The organism is Chryseobacterium elymi, from assembly GCF_003385495.1.
Classification (GTDB): Bacteria; Bacteroidota; Bacteroidia; order Flavobacteriales; family Weeksellaceae; genus Chryseobacterium; species Chryseobacterium elymi.
In genome coordinates this window covers 1-17,244 of record NZ_QNUH01000019.1, presented here as the reverse complement: position 1 = coordinate 17,244, position 17,244 = coordinate 1, and the positions used below count along the sequence as shown (strand labels likewise).

Below are 17,244 nucleotides of genomic sequence, written 5' to 3'. Positions count from 1 at the left end.
TTTCTTTGTACTTTGAAAATATTTATATCGACTATGAAAAAACTAAAGTTGTTTTCATTAATAGCATTAAGTTCTACACTTGCATTAACCAGCTGTGGCGGATCCGGGACCAGCAAAGGAGGCGGTACTAAAAAATTTGTCAGCAAGACGGGTTGGAAACCAAACGAAAAACAAGGTTGGTTTTTTGCAGGAAAGCAACAAAAACAGAAGGGGTGGCCAGGAATGGTATATGTAGAAGGTGGAACTTTTACAATGGGATTAGTGAAAGATGATGTTATGCATGATTGGAATAACACACCGCGCAGAATGCAGGTAAGTTCATTCTTCATCGGAGAAACAGAAATTACTAACTACGAATACCGCGAATACCTTACATGGTTGAAGTATGTATTTCCACCAAGTGACCCTAGCTTCAAGGAGATCTATAACGGTGCTTTGCCAGATACTCTTTTATGGGACAACAAACTAGCTAGAAACGATTATAATGAAACGTATCTTCGTTCTCCGGAATTCGATTACTACCCGGTAGTAGGAGTTTCCTGGACTCAGGCGAACAGATACTGTGAATGGCTTACAGACAGAGCGAATGAAAAAGCTTTAATGCAAGCCGGAGTTATTGCTAAAGATTTGTACATCAACGAATCCAATAACCAAGGCGGAACTGCATTTAACATGGATAAATTCAAAGCGAATGATCCGGAAATGCAGGGATATATCAACGAGAAAAGAATGCAACAGAAATCTGGTATGAAAACAACCAACCAGAGACTTCTTTCTGCAAACAGAGCTCCAAATGCTTCAATGGTTCAGAAATTCAGACTTCCTACGGAAGTTGAATGGGAATATGCTGCTCTTGGTATGGCTAAAAACAGAGAATATAACCAATACTTAGGTAAAAAGCCTGAAATCGAAAGATTAAGAGGTACCAAAGGAAGAGATAAAGGAATGTTCCTTGAAAACTTTAAAATGGGAAGAGGTGACTATTCCGGTATTGCAGGATGGAAAAACGACGGAGCTGCACAAACAGCAGACGTAAGACAATATCCTTCTAACGATCTTGGAATCTACGGTATGTACGGAAACGTTTCTGAATGGACGGCAGACGTATACAGACCAATCATTGATGAAGATTTCAACGATTTCAACTACTATAGAGGAAATATGCCTCAGGCTATTGTAAGAAACGGTGACGGAACTTATAAAATGATTGACGAAGGTACAATCAAGTATGATACCTTAGCAGATGGCAGATTAGTATACAGAGGTCTTCCGGGGCAGTTTGAAAGAGAAACCATTGCTGATCACAGAAACTACAGAGATGGTGACAGACAGTCTTCTTTAGAATATTACAGAGCTTCAGACTCGGCTTCTTCATTTGATATGTACAATGCTCCTCAGAGAAGGTTTATTGTAGATGCAGGTGGAAGAGTAAAACTTCAGAAAGATACCAGAGACAGAACGTCTGCAGTATCTAATGACGTAAGAGTTGTAAAAGGTGGTTCTTGGCAGGATACAGCATATTGGTTGGATCCGGGACAAAGAAGATACAAAAACGAAGGCAAAGCTTACGGATGGATTGGCTTCCGTGTTGCACAGGATGCTAGAGCTAACGATAAAGGCAGAACTAGAAGATAATATTTATCAAAAAAATACTTATAAAAAACCTTCCGGATTTCCGGAAGGTTTTTTTATTTTTGAACTATGAATATAGAACAGTTTTATCCTTTATTTTTACAGTCAGATAAAGTGACAATCGACAGCAGAAAAGTCGGTAAAAATGATATTTTCTTCGCCTTTTCCGGTGAAAGCTTCAACGCTGCAACCCTTGCAGAAAAAGCTGCTGATGACGGAGCTCTGGCCGTAATTGTGGAGAAACAGGAATTTGAAAATAAGGATAGAAATATCTTCTATGTTCCTTCTACACTGGAATTTCTCCAGCGGCTTGCTGTTCACCATAGAAATCAGCTTAAAATCCCTGTGATCGGGCTTACGGGGAGTAATGGAAAGACAACAACCAAAGAAATTATTCATGCAGTCCTTTCTGAGAAATTCAATGTACAGTATACCTCCGGAAACTTAAATAATCATATAGGAGTCCCGCTAACGATTCTTTCTATCAAACCTGAGCATGAAATGGCAGTGGTAGAAATGGGAGCCAATCACCAGAAAGAGATTGAGCTTTTGTGTACTATTGCACAACCTGATTTTGGATATATTACCAACTTTGGAAAAGCTCATCTGGAAGGTTTTGGTGGATTTGAAGGAGTGGTCAAAGGGAAATCCGAGCTGTATGATTATTTGAAAAAGCATAATCTGACTATAGTTGTCAATGAGAATGATCTGATACAGGCAGAGAAAACAGAAAATTATACGCCTAAAATTACTTTTGGTAAAGATACTTCCGATTACCAGTTTGGACTGCTTTCTGAAGAACACTTTGTAGGGTTAGCCTATCAGGGTATAAAAGCTGTTTCTAAACTTACGGGAGAATATAACTTTACCAATTTATGTGCAGCAGCCAGTCTTGGTCTTCATTTCGGGATCAGCTTTGAAAGAATAAAACATGCTGTTGAAAACTATACTCCGACCAATATGCGCTCCCAGGTCGTGAAAAAAGAAAACGCAACATTGGTACTGGATACTTACAATGCCAATCCCAGCTCTATGACTGCCTCACTGCATAATTTTGTAACTTTTGAAGGCAGTAAGACCATTATTATTGGTGATATGCTTGAATTGGGTGAGGAGAGTGAAAAAGAACATCAAAATATCTTAAAGCTTGCTCAGGAATTAGCTTTCGACCAAATCATTACGGTAGGGAAATATTTTAAAGCTGCCAATTCCTCTTCAGGGTCTTTTGAAAACACGGCAGAATTGATAGAATACCTCAAGCAGAATAAAATCCATACAGAAAATATCCTGTTAAAAGGTTCAAGGGGAATTGCGCTTGAAAAATGTATCGAATTTATTTAAGCTTAGAATTCCAGAACTCTTTTACGATCAGTTTAATATTTTGAAAAGTGCTTGGGAAAACTTCATCTTCGATCTGGGTGGTGTTTTTCCAGGCAACTTCTGTAATTCCTTCTTCTATTTGCGGTTTTGAAGTATCTTCACCATTGAAGTTCATTTCAAACCAATGCGTGCATTTAAGGATTTTTTCACCATTTCTTTCGATATAAATATGGTAGGTGGTATTGATGAATTTTATCAGCTCCACATTTTTCAGCCCGGTTTCCTCTTCAATTTCTCTTACAGCCGATTCTTCGCGGGATTCACCTTTTTCCATTTTACCTTTTGGAAGATCCCATTTACCTAACCTTTTAATAAAAAGCAGTTTTCCATCCTGATTGCTGACAAGACCGCCCGCAGCTTCTATGATTCTGAATAGCTTCCGGAATTCGCTCCAGATTTCTTCAATATTCTCACCGAAAACATTAAGTTCTTTCACTGAAGTATTTTCCAAAAGATCCAATGCAATCTCTAAAGTTGTGAAACTTTCGTACCTAAGTTCTTTTTCAAGATGCTCGGGTTGCTTAGACACTAATAATTTTTTTTCGTTCACAAAAACTTTATACATATATTTGTAAGAATTAAGAATTTAAATACAAAAATAAAAAATGAATTTAGAAGGACGAAAGATTATTGTCAATAAATCATCTAAAGACTTGTCTGAAATATTGAAATCGCCTGAAAACTATAAAGATTTTATGCCGGACGGTCTTCAGAAATTTGAAACCAGAGATAACGGGTTCAAATTCGGTCTTCAGGGAATGCCTGAAATTGCTTTGAAGATAGATGAAGTGAGTGAGGAGAAAGCAGTTTTGAAATCTGCAAGTTCAAGTCTGGATTTTACTTTAACAGCGGCTTTAAACTCTATTAATGAAAGCCAAACTGAAGTTCAGATGCTTTTTGAAGGGAAATTCAATCCTTTTATCAAAATGATGGTAGAAAAACCGCTTCAGAACTTTATCAATACACTGACAGATAAGATCGAAGCTTACAAATAATAATAAGAAAAACCTTCAGCAATGGAGGTTTTTTTATGCCAGTATCCCTGAGCTGTGATCTCCGGTACTGCCTGTTGCAGAAGAAAGGACATTGATCTCATTTTTTATCCTTAAAACGCCCATAAATGCAAAAATAAGTGCTTCCTTATAGTCAATGATCTGCCTTTCCGGAATGATAACCGTAAATTCTGTTTTTTCTCTGATTTTTTCAATAAGGCAGGTATTATAGCTGCCCCCGCCCGTGCACAGGATATTTCTTAAACAGTATAAGTTAACAATATTTGAGATTTGCTGCGCTACATGCTCAGTGAAAGTAGCTATGGCATCTTCTGTTTTAATGCCTTCCAAAAGGGGGAAGATAGTTTCATTGCACCATTCGATTCCTAAAGATTTAGGATGTGGCTGATAATAAAAGTCCAGAGAATTAAGCCTCTTTAGCAGATCTTGATCAATACTGCCTTTTCGGGCTAAATCTCCGTTTTCGTCAAAATTTTTATTGAATTTGTTAGCAAGTCTGTTCAGGACAATATTGACAGGAACAATATCAAATGCTATTCTTTTTTGATCCTGTTTTAAAGAAATATTGGAAAACCCTCCCAGATTCAGGCATGCATCATACGCAGAAAAAAGCAGTTCATCCCCAATAGGAACTAAAGGGGCTCCGTTTCCTCCCATCAATACATCCTGGCTTCTAAAGTCGTAGATAACTGGAAGTCCAGTCTCTATTTTGATAGCTCTGCCATCTCCAATCTGAAGAGTAAATTTCTTTTTAGGCTGGTGAAAAACTGTATGGCCATGAGAGGCGATCAGATCGATATTTTCAAGATGATTATGGTCAATAAATTCTCTGACCTTCCGGCCGAGATAAAAACCATATTCCGAATGCAGTTCCAGCAACTCTTCCGAAGATAAATGAATAGAGCTTCTGAGTTTTTTCTCCCAGTTTTGAGAATAGGGAAGGGTTTCAGCCTTTAAGATCTGAAAATTCCAGCTCTCTTTTTTTTCAAAAGCGGCAAAACAGATATCCAGACCATCCAGGCTGGTTCCGGACATGAGTCCAATAGCCTGAACTTTCATATTACTGCGGTGTTTTTTTTTCTTCAAGTCTTTTTGTACTGAAATCCCCTGAATTATTGAAGAAAGTATATTCGGAGAAATCGTCCTTGGCTGTCATACCATTGGCGCCAACGAGGGTAGAGCCGTCTTCCATAGTGACATATACGGTATCTTTTGTGTAAATCCTTTTCTTTTTCTGATCCCAATAAATACTCTGCATCGCGAAACGCTGTCCTTCATTGGTGGTAATCCTTACATCACCCTTGGCTTCGTAAAATCTTTTATATTCAAAAATACGGGCATATTTAGCGGTGATCTTACCAGGTACTTTAGGTTTTTTTTTATCGAAAAACTCAATGTTAATACCTCTTTTAGCCACAATATAAGGACTGTCGATCAATTGATACTTTTCAATTATCGGTGCTTTGGCTTTTAAAGATATAAACCCCGAGTCCCGTTGTATAATATTGGCATTATTAATGATTTCTGACGGGAAGTTCTTGCTTTTGTTTCCATTGGCTTTGGTAAGATCTTCCTCACAGGACGTCAATATAAAAAATATAGCACAACTAAAAAGGCATGCTATATTTTTATATGATATTTTTTTTGAAAAATTCATTTTAGTTGTACAGAGTCTTTCTGAACCATCTGTCAGCAAAGTTAAACCCGACTTTTAAGTTAATGAAATTCTGGTTGATCAGGTTATTATTAAGAGTTCCTCTCTTTCCAAGTTCCAGACCAAGTTCCAGACCGCTCATTCTTGTAATACTGCTGGTTTTGAATGGGAGCAATACTCCTGCGGAGATCCCAAATTTATTGATGCTGGTACCGTTTATCTTAAGATTTCCTCTTTCATAGAAAGCCCCGTATCTGTAGGTTACTCTTGAGAAATAGTTTCTGAAGTTGTTATAATTCGGCAGATACCATCCTCCGGCAGAAATTCTGTAAGAATCCTGGAAATCAAAAGTTCTTCCGAAATAAGAAATGTCTTCTCCTTTTTTATAATCAAGCTGTCCCGAAACAAACCATTCATTCTCACTTCCGTATCCAACTCCTAAAGATGCCTGTAGCGGAAGAAGATTTTTAGAACTTGTGCTTTTCTGATCTATAATGGTTTCCAAAGCTTTAACGGTTTGTGCAGCATCAGCATACACATAAGTACTGTTGATGTAATCAGTAGTCATATTACTGGTATTGCCAAATGTAGCCGTAGCCCCGATGGTTAATTTTTTGTCAGTACGGGTATTCAGGCTCTGGTAGCTACCACCAAGAGTGAAATTAAAGTTTTTGATACTGTTTTTGGTTTCATAACCGTTAACGAATTCAGCATTGGAAAATCCGTCTTTGTCATAAGACCTAAGTTCATTCAGATCATAAAGATTTCCAAAGTAAAAGTTAGCCCTCAAACCTACCGCAAAGTTCTGGTCTATTTTATAAGAAATAGCAGCCTGCGCTGTATTCAAGGTTCCGCTTCCTTTAAAACGGTTCGTATAATATCCGCTTAATGTTTGAACATTATCTACCGTTTCGTAGATTTTAGTAGTATTTACAATGTCATAGCTCTTAGAACTGTAAGGCTGATAAGAAAGTCCCATCTTTACCTTTGGAGACAATGGAAATGCCAATGCAATATTAGAAAGATACGTAGAATGTTTGGTAGACTTCGTATCGTTATAATTTGTTTTGAAGTAATTGTTTTCGTTGGTAGCCTCCAGTCTGATACTTGTAAGCTCGAAATTAGAGTTATTCGCAGGGTTTGCGAAATTGAAGCTGCTCGTGAAATCACTGATATAAGCAGTAGATATACCACCCATAGAGGCAGTTTCAATCGTATTATCATATTTTACATCTCCAATTCCATAAGTTGCATACGGAGAGTTACTTATACTCTGTGCATTTAGGAAATATCCAACTGATATGAATGATACGGCAAAGATTTTTTTCATTCTTTATTTTTAAAACAATGCGCAAATATCTTAAATATTAATGAATTGTAAAAATTATATGTGGTTAAAGTTTGTTAAGGGGGATGAATAGCCATAATTATGATGAATTGTAAAATTGTAAATATGCTTTACTCATGATTTTTATGCTCTATATATGAATTATAATACTAAAATTCGCCATTTACTCGCGAAGCAAAATTCACATTTCAGAAATCATCCATTCTAAAAATTCTTTATCTTTGAGCCATGAATTGGGAGAACATCGCCGGACAGGAAAATCTGAAAAAACTTCTTCGTGAAAGCATTGCTGAAAATAGGGTAAGCCATGCCCAGCTTTTTTTAGGAAAAGAAGGATATGGTACATTTCCTATGGTTCTGGCTTATGCCAAAGAGATCTTTAGCAGGGAAAATGAGCATGCTGCTTCGAAAGTGGAACATCTGAATCATCTTGATCTGCATTTTAGTTTCCCTGTTTTTACCGATAACAAGAATTCTTTAAGCAAAAATAAATTTGAAGATTTCAGGGAAATGATCATGGCTTCTCCCTATGCAAGCTATGACGATTGGACCGCTTTTCTTGAATCTGAAAATAAACAGCTCTTTATCTCTGCAGATGAAATTGATGACCAGAACCAGAAGTTCGCATTAAAAAGCTTTGAAGGGGGAACTAAAATCCTGATCGTATGGAGAGCTGATAAAATGAATATAGCTGCTGCGAATAAGTTCCTGAAATTTTTAGAAGAGCCACCGGCAAAAACGCTCATTCTTCTTACTGCTGAAACTGCCAATGATATCCTTCCGACTATTCTTTCAAGAACACAAATTGTAGAAGTTCCAAGGATCAGTGACGAAGATCTTGAAAACTATTTTAAGAAAAATTTCCAAATCTCAGAAGAAAAGGTTAGGGAGATTGCCCACGAAGCACAGGGAGATCTTAATGAAGCTCTGAAAATTTTAAATTCCGGACATAAAAGTGATGAATTTGAAAAACTTTTTATCCAATGGGTAAGGGATGCATTCATGGTAAAAAAGAAACCGCAGTTCCTTAAAAATATTATCCTATGGGCGAGAGAAATTGCGGGCTGGAACAGGGAAAAACAGAAAAACTTCCTGAACTACTGCTCTGAGATCTTTAGGCTTGCCTTGCTTCAGAACTACCAGTCTGAGAATCTGATATACAAAAAGATTGATGCAGATGGTTTCAACTGGACCGGATTTTCAAAATTCATAAGCGGTGCCAACATTGAAAGTATTCTGGAAGAGATCAGCACTGCGGATCTACACCTGACTAGAAACGGGAATCCTAAAATAGTCTGGACAGACCTTGGCATAAAACTATCCCGTTATATCCATAAAAACTCATAGTTCAGTCAGTTTATACAGCTGAAATTTATGATCATATTATGGTCCGGATTTGTTCCGGACTTTTCATATTGTGAGGAATTCTGGCGGTTCTTGGGATTTCTTTAAATTTTCTTTTTTAATGCAATTAATTTTCAGCTGTTTACAGTGGTAAATATTAAATATAAATTAAATAAATCAATCAATCGTTTGATTTATTTAAAATCTTATGTAAATTTGCGCCCTGAAAAATAGAATTGCTATGGTTTCAAAAGAAGAAAATATATTATTTGCTGCGGAGAAGCTTTTTGCAGAAAAAGGCTTTGAAGGGACCTCCACAAGGGAGATTTCCAAGGCGGCTAATGTAAATATCTCTATGATTTCTTATTATTTCGGATCTAAGGAAAAACTATATGAAAAATTAGTGGAATACAGAATGAATGAAGGTCAGTTCTTTGCCAGAGACATCCTCGAAAGAACAGATATCAATGAATGGCAGAAAATAGAAAAGATCGTAGACCAGTTTTCCGGAAGAGTACGACATCATAAATGTTTTTACAGAATTATGCAACGTGAGCAGCTTCATACGGAAAACCCGCAGATCGTGGAATTTCTGAAGCAGACTAAGATGGGCTTTATCTCCATGTACTCGCAGGTCCTTGAAAGCGGACTGAAAAAAGGAATTTTCACTAAAAACCCTCCTATCTATCTGCTTCATGCCACAGTGAGCGGAACTTTGTTTTATGCATCCAATGCCAAAGAGATGTACAAAGAATTCCTGAACGATACGGAAGACGACGAAGTTTTTGATGAAAAGTATTACACAGAACTTAATAAACATATAAAATATTTACTAAAAGACCTTTTAGGTTATGAAGAGAATAAATAACTCGGTGTTGGCATTATCCCTTTTTATGGGAGTTACAGCCATAAGTGCCCAGGAGAAAAAACAGCTCACCCTCGATGAAGCCGTGCAGCTGGGAATCCAGAACAGTAAAAATCTTAAGATCGATGCCGCCAAGATCGAAGAAGCTACAGCAGATCTTTTGGAAGCCAAAAACAGACAGCTTCCGGAGCTGAAAGTTTCGGGGAGCTATATGTACCTACCCACTAAGCCCACTGTTGATCTAAAGCTTTCCAGTGCTTCGGGAGCAGGAGCAGGAGGTCCGGAAGTGCATCAGGTTGCTTATGGATCGGTTAACCTTAGCGTTCCGGTTTACAGTGGCGGAAGAATCAAATACGGTATCCAGTCTGCGAAATATTTGGTGGAAGCATCAAAACTAAGCACCGAAAATGATAAAATAGCGATTGCTTATAATGTTGCCCAGGCTTATAATAATTTATTTAAAGCCAACCAGTCCATCAAAGTTTTAGAAGAAAATCTTACAGCTTCTCAAAAAAGGGATGAGACCTTTCTTAAACTTGAAAATAATGGGGTTATTGCTAGAAATGACCGTTTAAAAGCAAATCTTCAGACCTCAAATATTGAGCTGCGGCTATTGGAAGCTAAAAACAACTACAATATTGCCAACATCAATATGGATCTGCTGCTGGGTATTCCGGAAACTACAGAAATTGAAGTAGACCAGAATTATATTGATGAAGGTTCTGAAGTAAAAACAGTTGATTACTATGTAAATGAAGCTAAAGAAAACCGTAAAGACTTACAGGCTTTGGCTCAGCAAAGAAAAGCTGCAGAACTTGGGACAAAATCCGCAAAAGCTGAAAACCTTCCTTCCATAGCATTTACCGGAGGATATGTAGCAGCAGATATCCCAAAATTCCTTACCATATACAATGCTGTAAACGTTGGAATTGGAATTTCTTACAATTTATCCAATATCTGGAAAGAAAATTCTTCACTAAGACAGTCTCAGGCAAGAGAAAAGCAGTTGGCAGCAAACGATGAATTGCTGAATGATAACATTAAGCTGGATGTTAACAGAGAATATCAGAATACAGATTATTCTAAAAAGAGAATCACAGTTTATGAGAAGGCTGCTGAACAGGCCAATGAAAACTACAGGATTACCAAAAACAAATATGACAACGGCCTTGCAACCATGACAGAACTTCTGGATGCGGACGCTGCCCAGATATCCGCGAACGTAGGCGTGATCAATGCAAAAGCAGATGCCGCTTTAGCGTACAGAAAACTATTACAGACAACAGGAACTTTAACAATTAAATAATCAGACTGAAATCAAAATGGAAAATAATAATAAACCAACCGTTGAACTTGAACCTAAAAAGAAAAAAAGTTTCGTTTTTCCTATCATTTTAGCCGCTGTTGTAATCGGTGGAGGGATCTACGGATACAGAGCCTTTACTTACGGGCAGTATCACGAAGAAACGGACGATGCACAAATTACATCCAATATGGCACCGGTAATTTCTAAAATTTCCGGATATGTAGCCGAAGTAAAAGTGAAAGATAATGAGTTTGTAAAAAAAGGAGATACTTTGGTTATTCTTGATAACAGAGATCAGAAAATGGCTCTTGAGCAGGCTCAGGCCGCTCTGTCAACAGCCAGAAGTAATATTTCAAATGCAGAAGCTACGACTACGGCTACTTCAAAAAATATTAGTTCTTCCCAGGCAGCAGTAACTACGGCCAATGCACAGATAGAAGCAGCAAAAGTAAACGTTTGGAAAACATCACAGGATCTGAAAAGATATGCCAATCTTGTAAAAGACCATTCTATTACAGAACAACAATACGAACAGGTTTTAGCGGCTAAACAGTCTGCGGACAGACAGCTTCAGGTTTTGGTGGATCAGAGAAACCAAATAGCTCAACAGACTACTATTGCGTCTTCTCAGACTGCAGCAAGTTCCCAGCAGATCAGTGTTGCCGGTTCAATAGCAAAGCAAAGAGAAGTGGATGTCGAAAATGCTAAATTAAACTTATCATACACCGTGATCCTGGCTCCGGAAGACGGGTATGTAGGAAAGGTTTCCACTCAGGCAGGTCAGTATCTGCAGGCGGGAGCACAGCTTTTTGCTTTGGTTAAAAACGATCAGAAATGGGTTGTAGCGAATTTTAAAGAAACACAGGTAGATAAAATGGTAGAAGGACAGAAAGTTAAAATAGAGATTGATGCTTTCCCCGATCAGGAATTTGATGGAGTTGTAAGTTCATTCTCTCCTGCAACAGGAGCTACTTTTTCAATCCTGCCTCCGGATAATGCCAGCGGTAACTTCGTGAAAGTGGTGCAGAGGCTTCCTGTAAAGATCGATTTTGTAAATCTTGATAAGAATATTGCAAAAAGACTGAGAACAGGAATGAATGTGAAAGCAGAAGTATCGCTTAAATAATATTAAAACTGTGAAATAAGTGAATTGTCAATTTTGCTGGTGCAAGTCAATGAATGAAGATAATATGAAGCTGAAAATTGACAACGAAGTTGATTAACCATTGACAATTCACCTTTTTACATCGTAAAAAACTATGCAAGATTCATTAGTAGAATATGGAGCCCGGAGAGTGATCATCACGATCACAGCAATCCTTTGTGCTCTGCTTGAAATTGTGGATTCCACGATTGTGAACGTTGCCCTGAATGAGATGAAGGGTAACCTTGGAGCCACACTTTCTGAAGTAGGCTGGGTGATTACAGCTTATGCAATTGGTAACGTAATCATCGTGCCGATGACGAGCTGGCTGTCACAGCAGTTCGGACGTAGAAATTACTTTGCAGCCTCCATCATTATTTTCACCATATTTTCGTTTTTATGCGGAAATGCCACCAATATCTGGGAATTAGTATTTTTCAGGCTGATGCAGGGAATAGGCGGGGGAGCACTTCTGGTGACTTCACAAACAATCATTACGGAATCGTATCCTATAGAAAAAAGGAGTATGGCACAGGCGATCTATGGTCTGGGGGTAATTATCGGTCCAACTTTAGGTCCGCCATTGGGAGGATATATTGTAGATAATTTCAGCTGGCCGTACATTTTTTATATCAATATTCCGATTGGGATTGCGGCGACACTGATGACCTTACAGTTTGTAAAAAGCCCTAAATATGCTGAAAAGCGAAAGGTTTCAGATGTAGACTGGATCGGAATTGCCTTATTGGCAGTTACCGTAGGGTCTTTACAGTTTATTTTGGAAAGAGGACATGAAGAAGACTGGTTTGAAAGCGGAATGATCGTAACATTTACCATATCGGCCGTCTTAGGGTTCATCCTTTTCTTATGGAGGGAACTTACCTTCAAATATCCCATCGTGGAGCTCAGGGTACTGAAAAACGGTAATTTAAGAATCGGAACAGTGATGTCGTTCGTTTTGGGATTCGGATTGTATGGTTCTACATTTATTGTACCGCTGTATACGCAGAGTATTTTAGGATGGACGGCTTTACAGTCGGGAGCGTTGATGATTCCGGCGGCCCTGACAACAGCCTTTATGATGCCAATTATCGGAAGGCTCCTTTCAAAAGGGGCAAAACAGCAGATTTTGGTTTCTTTGGGACTGTTCATCTTCTTTGTCTATAGTTTCTGGGGGTATAAAATACTGACACCGGACACCAGTAAAGATGCATTTTTCTGGATGCTGATCGTAAGGGGAGCCGGCTTGGGACTTCTGTTTATCCCGATCACTTCACTGTCGTTGAGTACACTGAAAGGACAGGAGATTGGTCAGGGAGCAGCATTTACAGGAATGATGAGGCAGCTCGGAGGTTCATTTGGGATTGCAGCGATTACCACGTTTATTGCCAATGCAGGACAGAAGTACAGGCTCAATCTGATTTCCCATCTGGATGAAAACAGCTTTGATGTACAGCAACGCCTGAACGCGTTAAAAGCCAGTTTTGTCGCAAAAGGAATGACTCCCGACGCAGCGATGAATGCAGCCTATAAAATGCTGGATATGTCAGTCACAAAACAGGCTACGGTACTTTCATATATGGATGTTTTCCTCTATTTAGGAGTTATTTTCCTAGTATGTATACCATTCATTCTTTTCATTAAAGAAAGAAAAAGCAAAGAAAAAATAGATTTAAGTGAAGCCATGCACTAAATTGAATTCAATACAAAACCTCTGGAAATTTCCGGAGGTTTTTTGTGAAAATAATATAAATCTTCTTGCTAAGGATGCTTCGTGAACTACGTTCGTAAACTTTCAGTTTATGCTCAGCACGACATTTCTGATACGAACTGTTTCTGACGATCTTTTTTAACATTGTCATGCTGAACGTAGTTCACGAAGCATCTTACTTAATATTCTTAAAAACTTAAAAGTACTTAATGGTTTAAAGATTATTAACTCTTGCCGTCCATTCTATACCACTAATATCGATCAGCTTTATCGTATGGAGCTCTTCTTTTTTTACTAAAATACCATTGAGATTCAGGGTAATATCAGCCTTTGAGCCAAGAGGAATGACCAGGCTGTGCTTTCCCGGCTTTACTTTAGTTACATAATGATTCCTGATGTTTTCTTTTGGGAATTTTGAAAGTTCTGCATGGTTTAAAGCTTTCACAATATTCCCGTTTTTATCCAGAATATGAATACCAATCAGGAAAGAGCCGTAAACATCCACACCTTCTGTTCTGTAAATCTCAAATGATAGATTTCTGTTGACTAAAGAAATATTTGAAATTTCAATCTTAGGTTTTACAGATTTATTGTGCAGTGTTCCCCAGACCCCGCCATGAAAATACTGGTTGGTATACAGCGTAAGCCCAAAAATGAATGCTGAACCTGCGAGCACAAGTGTTTTCGGTTTTGATAAAGGAAGGACACCTGATCCCAGCCAGGGAAACCATTTTTTGTGGGTAAATTTCTTATTGTTCGTGATGAAGTAATGATCCAGGGAAAAAGAGCCGCTTCCGGTAAGGAATAAAACAAATCCGCCTGCAATTCCCAAAACTCCGATCTGCCATTCATCAAGACAGGTTGTTCCGATCCAGCCGGAACCTAATAGAATTCCCATTGCAAGGCCAAAAATCCCGATGCTCATTAATCTTGTAAATAATCCTAAAATAATAAATAGTCCTACAACAGCTTCAACGATGGTAAAAGTAACCATGGAGATGTGCAGGGCATCCGGATGGGTGACCAGATATTCTATAAGAGGTTTTATTCCTAAAGCATTGGGAAGGAAATGATTGAATTTTTCCCCGATATATCCGGCTTCGTCCGGAATGAGTTTGTTTTCGAGAACAAGTCTGCGCCAGAAAGCTGAAAAATAGGTCCATCCGATAACAAGACGGAGTGATAATGTGTAGAGTCCGGCCAGGTCATAAGACCGGCTGTATGAGGTATGTTTCATTGAAATTTATTGTATTAAAAAACTGTTTATTAAAAATTGATCCGGTTAAAAATCTAAGCCAGATCTAATTTCAGTCTTTTAAATAGAATATATTTTGGGGGACTGTTTCCGGAAGTCTGTCCGGAATATTGGTTGAAGTCGATTTTTTCCTCTCCGAAACTGTAAGCTGCATTTAAACTGAAAAGAAAACGTTTACTTTTAAATTTTGTATCAGCTTTTGAAAGGATGGTCCGCACAGATGAAGTATCGGCAGAAAGGCCACATATGGATACAGTACCGGCTGTTATCTTTACTTTATTTAAGCCGCTGATATGCTGGATATCAAAAATACCGAGAAAATCTCTTTTTACGGAACACGGTGATAATGAAAACACCAAAATAAGCATCATGATGAGTGCTTTGTGATTTTTCATATGGGTTCCTGGTATGGGCATTTTCACAAAACTACACTTTATTTTAGATGTAAGCCTATGAATTGCAGGAATTCATTCTGTTGGTCTACAAATAAGTAATGCGAACAGTTGTCGATAGCCTTAAAATGATTTTTTCCTGCAATCGCTTTTATATCGCTGAGCTGCTTCTCCGAAAATATGCCATCATCTTTTCCATAAATAGCGAAAATTGGGATTCCCTGTTTTTTTATTTTTTTCAAAACGGCAGTATTGTCGAGATTGTTCTGAACTTCATTTTTATAAAACTTCAAAGGCGATTCCGGGTTTCTGAAATTGACGGTATAAAACTCACCGGATTCATACTCTTTCCTTAATTGCTGACTTTCAGATGTAGGGAAAAGCATGGTGAAGAAATTCATATCACTTGCTAGATTGTAGCATCTTTTCCTGTAATCTGCAGAGTTTTTACTCAAATGTTCAATCTCAGAGATCTCTTTCAGTTTAGAAGGATCGTTTTTAAATTTTTCCTTAGCCTGTTTTAAAATATGATCGTAGGTTTCCTGCTGGGAAAATAAAGCTCCGATTAACGTCAATGAGCTTACCTTTTCAGGAAACTGTTTTGTAAAGAGTGTTCCAACGATTCCTCCGAAGCTGTGGGCGAGGATGTTTGCTTTTTTAATTCCATAGGTTTTATAAATCTGACTAAGATCTTCAAAACTTTCTTTAAAAGTCATAGAGGCATTCTCGTCTTTAGATCTGCCTTCTCCGCGTCTGTCGTATACGATAACATAAAAACCTTTCTCTGCCAGCTTTTGAGCTGTAGTTCCTTCAAATAAAGTGGCATTTCCACTCGGTCCGCCATGGATAAAAATAATGGGTGTGTTTTTTGAATTGCCGTAAGCCTTGGAATAGATTTTCTGGGCATTAAAGGAAATGAAAAGCAGGGTAAAAAGCAGAGATAGAAGATATTTCATAGATTGTTTTTGGAGTCTCTAATTTATGATGTTTATTGAAAATTTTATATCATTAATTTCAAAATTAAAATGCCACTGACAAACAGTTGTCACAAACCTGCCTTATCTTTATTGCCTGAATTGTTCAGAATCATCAATTTCAAGAAAACAAAACAATGGATCAAAATAATCTTGACGAAATCATCAAACGTTCTTTGGCTATCAGGGAGAAGTATCATGAGCTGGAACGTCAGCACCACGGTACAGAATGGACCTTAGAAGAAGATGCGCTTGCTTACCTTACTGACGCCGGATTGGTAGGAAGAGATATTATGTCTCATCAGAAAAGATGGTTGAAAAAAGATTCTGCTGCAGAGCTGGAACATAAATTAGGGGAAAATATCTGGTGGCTGATCGTGTTGGCAGATCGTACGGGAATTGATATCAAAGTAGCTTTAGAGCAATTTTTAACCAAGACAGAAAATTTATTTAAATGAGTTATTGTTTAGCCATAGAAGGAATGCAGCCCAAAAGCAGAAAAGAACTGCATAAAAATTACCACGACCATTATTATGGATTCCCGATCCATGATGACAACGAACTTTTCGGAAGACTGATCCTGGAGATCAATCAGGCAGGACTGAGCTGGGAGACCGTTTTAAAGAAAGAAGAGAGCTTTAGAAAAGCTTACAACAATTTTGATATTCAGGCTATCGCTGCCTATACCGAAGAAGACCGTGAAAGATTGCTGAATGACCCCGGAATAATCCGGAACCGGCTGAAAGTGAATGCTGCCATTGAAAATGCTAAAACCGTCGTAGAATTACAAAAAGAATTCGGATCATTTGAAAAATGGCTGGAACATCATCATCCGAAAAGCCTTCAGGAATGGATGAAGCTGTTCAAAAAAACATTTAAGTTTACAGGCGGGGAAATTGTTAATGAGTTTTTAATGAGTACCGGATACCTGAAGGGTGCCCACGCTGAGAGCTGTCCTGTTTATCAACATGTGTTGGAACAGAAACCACTTTGGAAGGAGTAAAAGTTGGATTTCCATATTAGTTTTTGTGATTGATTAAATTTACAAAATAGTAATCCTGGTTGCTAGAGGAATCCAGTGATTTATCGGGCAACAATCATTTTTCATCAACAGGAACGGGCTTTAGCCCAATGTCATTAAGTTAATGATTTAACATTTTGACTTACAGTTATTTACTCTTGTTTTTAAGACTTATTTTTCGTATATTTAACAGTGAATCAATCAG

Annotated in this window: 17 protein-coding genes; 10 read left to right on the top strand and 7 right to left on the bottom strand. The window is 38.0% G+C overall.

Going from position 1 to position 17,244, the window contains the following annotated elements:
• Positions 1–33: 33 nt before the first annotated feature.
• Together gldJ and DRF60_RS17165 are read left to right on the top strand one after the other, a co-directional pair.
• Positions 34–1,635: a gliding motility lipoprotein GldJ gene (gldJ, locus tag DRF60_RS17170; RefSeq protein ID WP_116013547.1), complete on the top strand. Its 1,602-nt coding sequence runs from the start codon at positions 34–36 to the stop codon at positions 1,633–1,635.
• Between the two features lie 66 nt (positions 1,636–1,701).
• Positions 1,702–2,973, top strand: coding sequence for a UDP-N-acetylmuramoyl-tripeptide--D-alanyl-D-alanine ligase (locus DRF60_RS17165; RefSeq protein WP_116013544.1), 1,272 nt, complete (start codon positions 1,702–1,704; stop codon positions 2,971–2,973).
• Here DRF60_RS17165 and DRF60_RS17160 read toward each other — a convergent pair.
• Complete coding sequence (locus tag DRF60_RS17160) at positions 2,966–3,577, bottom strand: NUDIX hydrolase (RefSeq protein WP_116013542.1); 612 nt, start codon at positions 3,575–3,577, stop codon at positions 2,966–2,968. The two genes, DRF60_RS17165 and DRF60_RS17160, sit on opposite strands and share 8 nt — an antisense overlap.
• Before the next feature lie 40 nt (positions 3,578–3,617).
• Here DRF60_RS17160 and DRF60_RS17155 point away from each other — a divergent pair, with 40 nt between their 5' ends.
• Complete coding sequence (locus DRF60_RS17155) at positions 3,618–4,007, top strand: SRPBCC family protein (protein ID WP_116013539.1); 390 nt, start codon at positions 3,618–3,620, stop codon at positions 4,005–4,007.
• A gap of 33 nt (positions 4,008–4,040) precedes the next feature.
• On the opposite strand, the gene DRF60_RS17150 is transcribed toward DRF60_RS17155, so the two are convergent.
• From DRF60_RS17150 to DRF60_RS17140, 3 genes are read right to left on the bottom strand one after another with little or no spacing between them, the layout of a single operon-like run.
• Positions 4,041–5,084: an anhydro-N-acetylmuramic acid kinase gene (locus DRF60_RS17150; RefSeq protein ID WP_116013536.1), complete on the bottom strand. Its 1,044-nt coding sequence runs from the start codon at positions 5,082–5,084 to the stop codon at positions 4,041–4,043.
• Between the two features lies 1 nt (position 5,085).
• Positions 5,086–5,682 carry an LPS export ABC transporter periplasmic protein LptC gene (gene lptC, locus DRF60_RS17145; protein ID WP_116013533.1) on the bottom strand — a complete coding sequence of 199 codons (597 nt, stop codon included), beginning with the start codon at positions 5,680–5,682 and terminating at the stop codon, positions 5,086–5,088.
• Position 5,683: 1 nt separating this feature from the next.
• Positions 5,684–7,009, bottom strand: a complete 1,326-nt coding sequence (locus tag DRF60_RS17140; protein ID WP_116013531.1) for a hypothetical protein — start codon at positions 7,007–7,009, stop codon at positions 5,684–5,686.
• A gap of 246 nt (positions 7,010–7,255) precedes the next feature.
• Here DRF60_RS17140 and DRF60_RS17135 point away from each other — a divergent pair, with 246 nt between their 5' ends.
• The 5 genes from DRF60_RS17135 to DRF60_RS17115 all read left to right on the top strand — a co-directional run bounded on the left by DRF60_RS17135 (position 7,256) and on the right by DRF60_RS17115 (position 13,379).
• Positions 7,256–8,374 (top strand): DNA polymerase III subunit, encoded by a 1,119-nt coding sequence (locus tag DRF60_RS17135; RefSeq protein WP_116013528.1) that lies wholly within the window; start codon positions 7,256–7,258, stop codon positions 8,372–8,374.
• A gap of 238 nt (positions 8,375–8,612) precedes the next feature.
• Positions 8,613–9,239: a TetR/AcrR family transcriptional regulator gene (locus DRF60_RS17130; RefSeq protein WP_116013526.1), complete on the top strand. Its 627-nt coding sequence runs from the start codon at positions 8,613–8,615 to the stop codon at positions 9,237–9,239.
• Positions 9,223–10,542: a TolC family protein gene (locus tag DRF60_RS17125; protein ID WP_116013523.1), complete on the top strand. Its 1,320-nt coding sequence runs from the start codon at positions 9,223–9,225 to the stop codon at positions 10,540–10,542. The genes DRF60_RS17130 and DRF60_RS17125 overlap by 17 nt, the downstream gene beginning before the upstream one ends.
• 16 nt (positions 10,543–10,558) lie before the next feature.
• Positions 10,559–11,668, top strand: coding sequence for an HlyD family secretion protein (locus DRF60_RS17120; RefSeq protein WP_116013520.1), 1,110 nt, complete (start codon positions 10,559–10,561; stop codon positions 11,666–11,668).
• A 133-nt stretch (positions 11,669–11,801) separates the two neighbouring features.
• Positions 11,802–13,379 (top strand): DHA2 family efflux MFS transporter permease subunit, encoded by a 1,578-nt coding sequence (locus DRF60_RS17115; protein WP_116013518.1) that lies wholly within the window; start codon positions 11,802–11,804, stop codon positions 13,377–13,379.
• 232 nt (positions 13,380–13,611) lie between these two features.
• Here DRF60_RS17115 and DRF60_RS17110 read toward each other — a convergent pair whose 3' ends face one another.
• From DRF60_RS17110 to DRF60_RS17100, 3 genes are read right to left on the bottom strand one after another with little or no spacing between them, the layout of a single operon-like run.
• Entirely contained in the window at positions 13,612–14,634 is a 1,023-nt protein-coding gene (locus tag DRF60_RS17110; protein ID WP_116013515.1) for a TQO small subunit DoxD, read from the bottom strand.
• 53 nt (positions 14,635–14,687) lie between these two features.
• Entirely contained in the window at positions 14,688–15,047 is a 360-nt protein-coding gene (locus tag DRF60_RS17105; RefSeq protein ID WP_123902698.1) for a hypothetical protein, read from the bottom strand.
• A gap of 38 nt (positions 15,048–15,085) precedes the next feature.
• Positions 15,086–16,000, bottom strand: coding sequence for an alpha/beta hydrolase (locus DRF60_RS17100; RefSeq protein WP_116013510.1), 915 nt, complete (start codon positions 15,998–16,000; stop codon positions 15,086–15,088).
• Positions 16,001–16,155: 155 nt separating this feature from the next.
• On the opposite strand from DRF60_RS17100, the gene DRF60_RS17095 reads away from it, so the two are divergent.
• A complete protein-coding gene (locus DRF60_RS17095) occupies positions 16,156–16,476 on the top strand; it encodes a nucleoside triphosphate pyrophosphohydrolase family protein (RefSeq protein WP_116013507.1) in 321 nt (106 codons plus the stop codon).
• On the top strand, positions 16,473–17,021 hold the full coding sequence (locus DRF60_RS17090; protein WP_116013504.1) for a DNA-3-methyladenine glycosylase I: 549 nt from the start codon (positions 16,473–16,475) through the stop codon (positions 17,019–17,021). Before DRF60_RS17095 ends, DRF60_RS17090 begins: the two co-directional genes overlap by 4 nt.
• The last annotated feature ends 223 nt before the right edge of the window (positions 17,022–17,244 follow it).

Coding starts and splice junctions, on each gene's coding strand:
- DRF60_RS17120 (WP_116013520.1), top strand. CDS start 10,559: ATGGAAAATAATAATAAACCAACCGTTGAACTTGAACCTAAAAAGAAA.
- DRF60_RS17095 (WP_116013507.1), top strand. CDS start 16,156: ATGGATCAAAATAATCTTGACGAAATCATCAAACGTTCTTTGGCTATC.
- DRF60_RS17105 (WP_123902698.1), bottom strand. CDS start 15,047: ATGAAAAATCACAAAGCACTCATCATGATGCTTATTTTGGTGTTTTCA.
- DRF60_RS17125 (WP_116013523.1), top strand. CDS start 9,223: ATGAAGAGAATAAATAACTCGGTGTTGGCATTATCCCTTTTTATGGGA.
- DRF60_RS17150 (WP_116013536.1), bottom strand. CDS start 5,084: ATGAAAGTTCAGGCTATTGGACTCATGTCCGGAACCAGCCTGGATGGT.
- DRF60_RS17165 (WP_116013544.1), top strand. CDS start 1,702: ATGAATATAGAACAGTTTTATCCTTTATTTTTACAGTCAGATAAAGTG.
- DRF60_RS17160 (WP_116013542.1), bottom strand. CDS start 3,577: ATGTATAAAGTTTTTGTGAACGAAAAAAAATTATTAGTGTCTAAGCAA.
- lptC (WP_116013533.1), bottom strand. CDS start 5,682: ATGAATTTTTCAAAAAAAATATCATATAAAAATATAGCATGCCTTTTT.
- DRF60_RS17130 (WP_116013526.1), top strand. CDS start 8,613: ATGGTTTCAAAAGAAGAAAATATATTATTTGCTGCGGAGAAGCTTTTT.
- DRF60_RS17140 (WP_116013531.1), bottom strand. CDS start 7,009: ATGAAAAAAATCTTTGCCGTATCATTCATATCAGTTGGATATTTCCTA.
- DRF60_RS17100 (WP_116013510.1), bottom strand. CDS start 16,000: ATGAAATATCTTCTATCTCTGCTTTTTACCCTGCTTTTCATTTCCTTT.
- DRF60_RS17090 (WP_116013504.1), top strand. CDS start 16,473: ATGAGTTATTGTTTAGCCATAGAAGGAATGCAGCCCAAAAGCAGAAAA.
- DRF60_RS17155 (WP_116013539.1), top strand. CDS start 3,618: ATGAATTTAGAAGGACGAAAGATTATTGTCAATAAATCATCTAAAGAC.
- DRF60_RS17110 (WP_116013515.1), bottom strand. CDS start 14,634: ATGAAACATACCTCATACAGCCGGTCTTATGACCTGGCCGGACTCTAC.
- DRF60_RS17135 (WP_116013528.1), top strand. CDS start 7,256: ATGAATTGGGAGAACATCGCCGGACAGGAAAATCTGAAAAAACTTCTT.
- DRF60_RS17115 (WP_116013518.1), top strand. CDS start 11,802: ATGCAAGATTCATTAGTAGAATATGGAGCCCGGAGAGTGATCATCACG.
- gldJ (WP_116013547.1), top strand. CDS start 34: ATGAAAAAACTAAAGTTGTTTTCATTAATAGCATTAAGTTCTACACTT.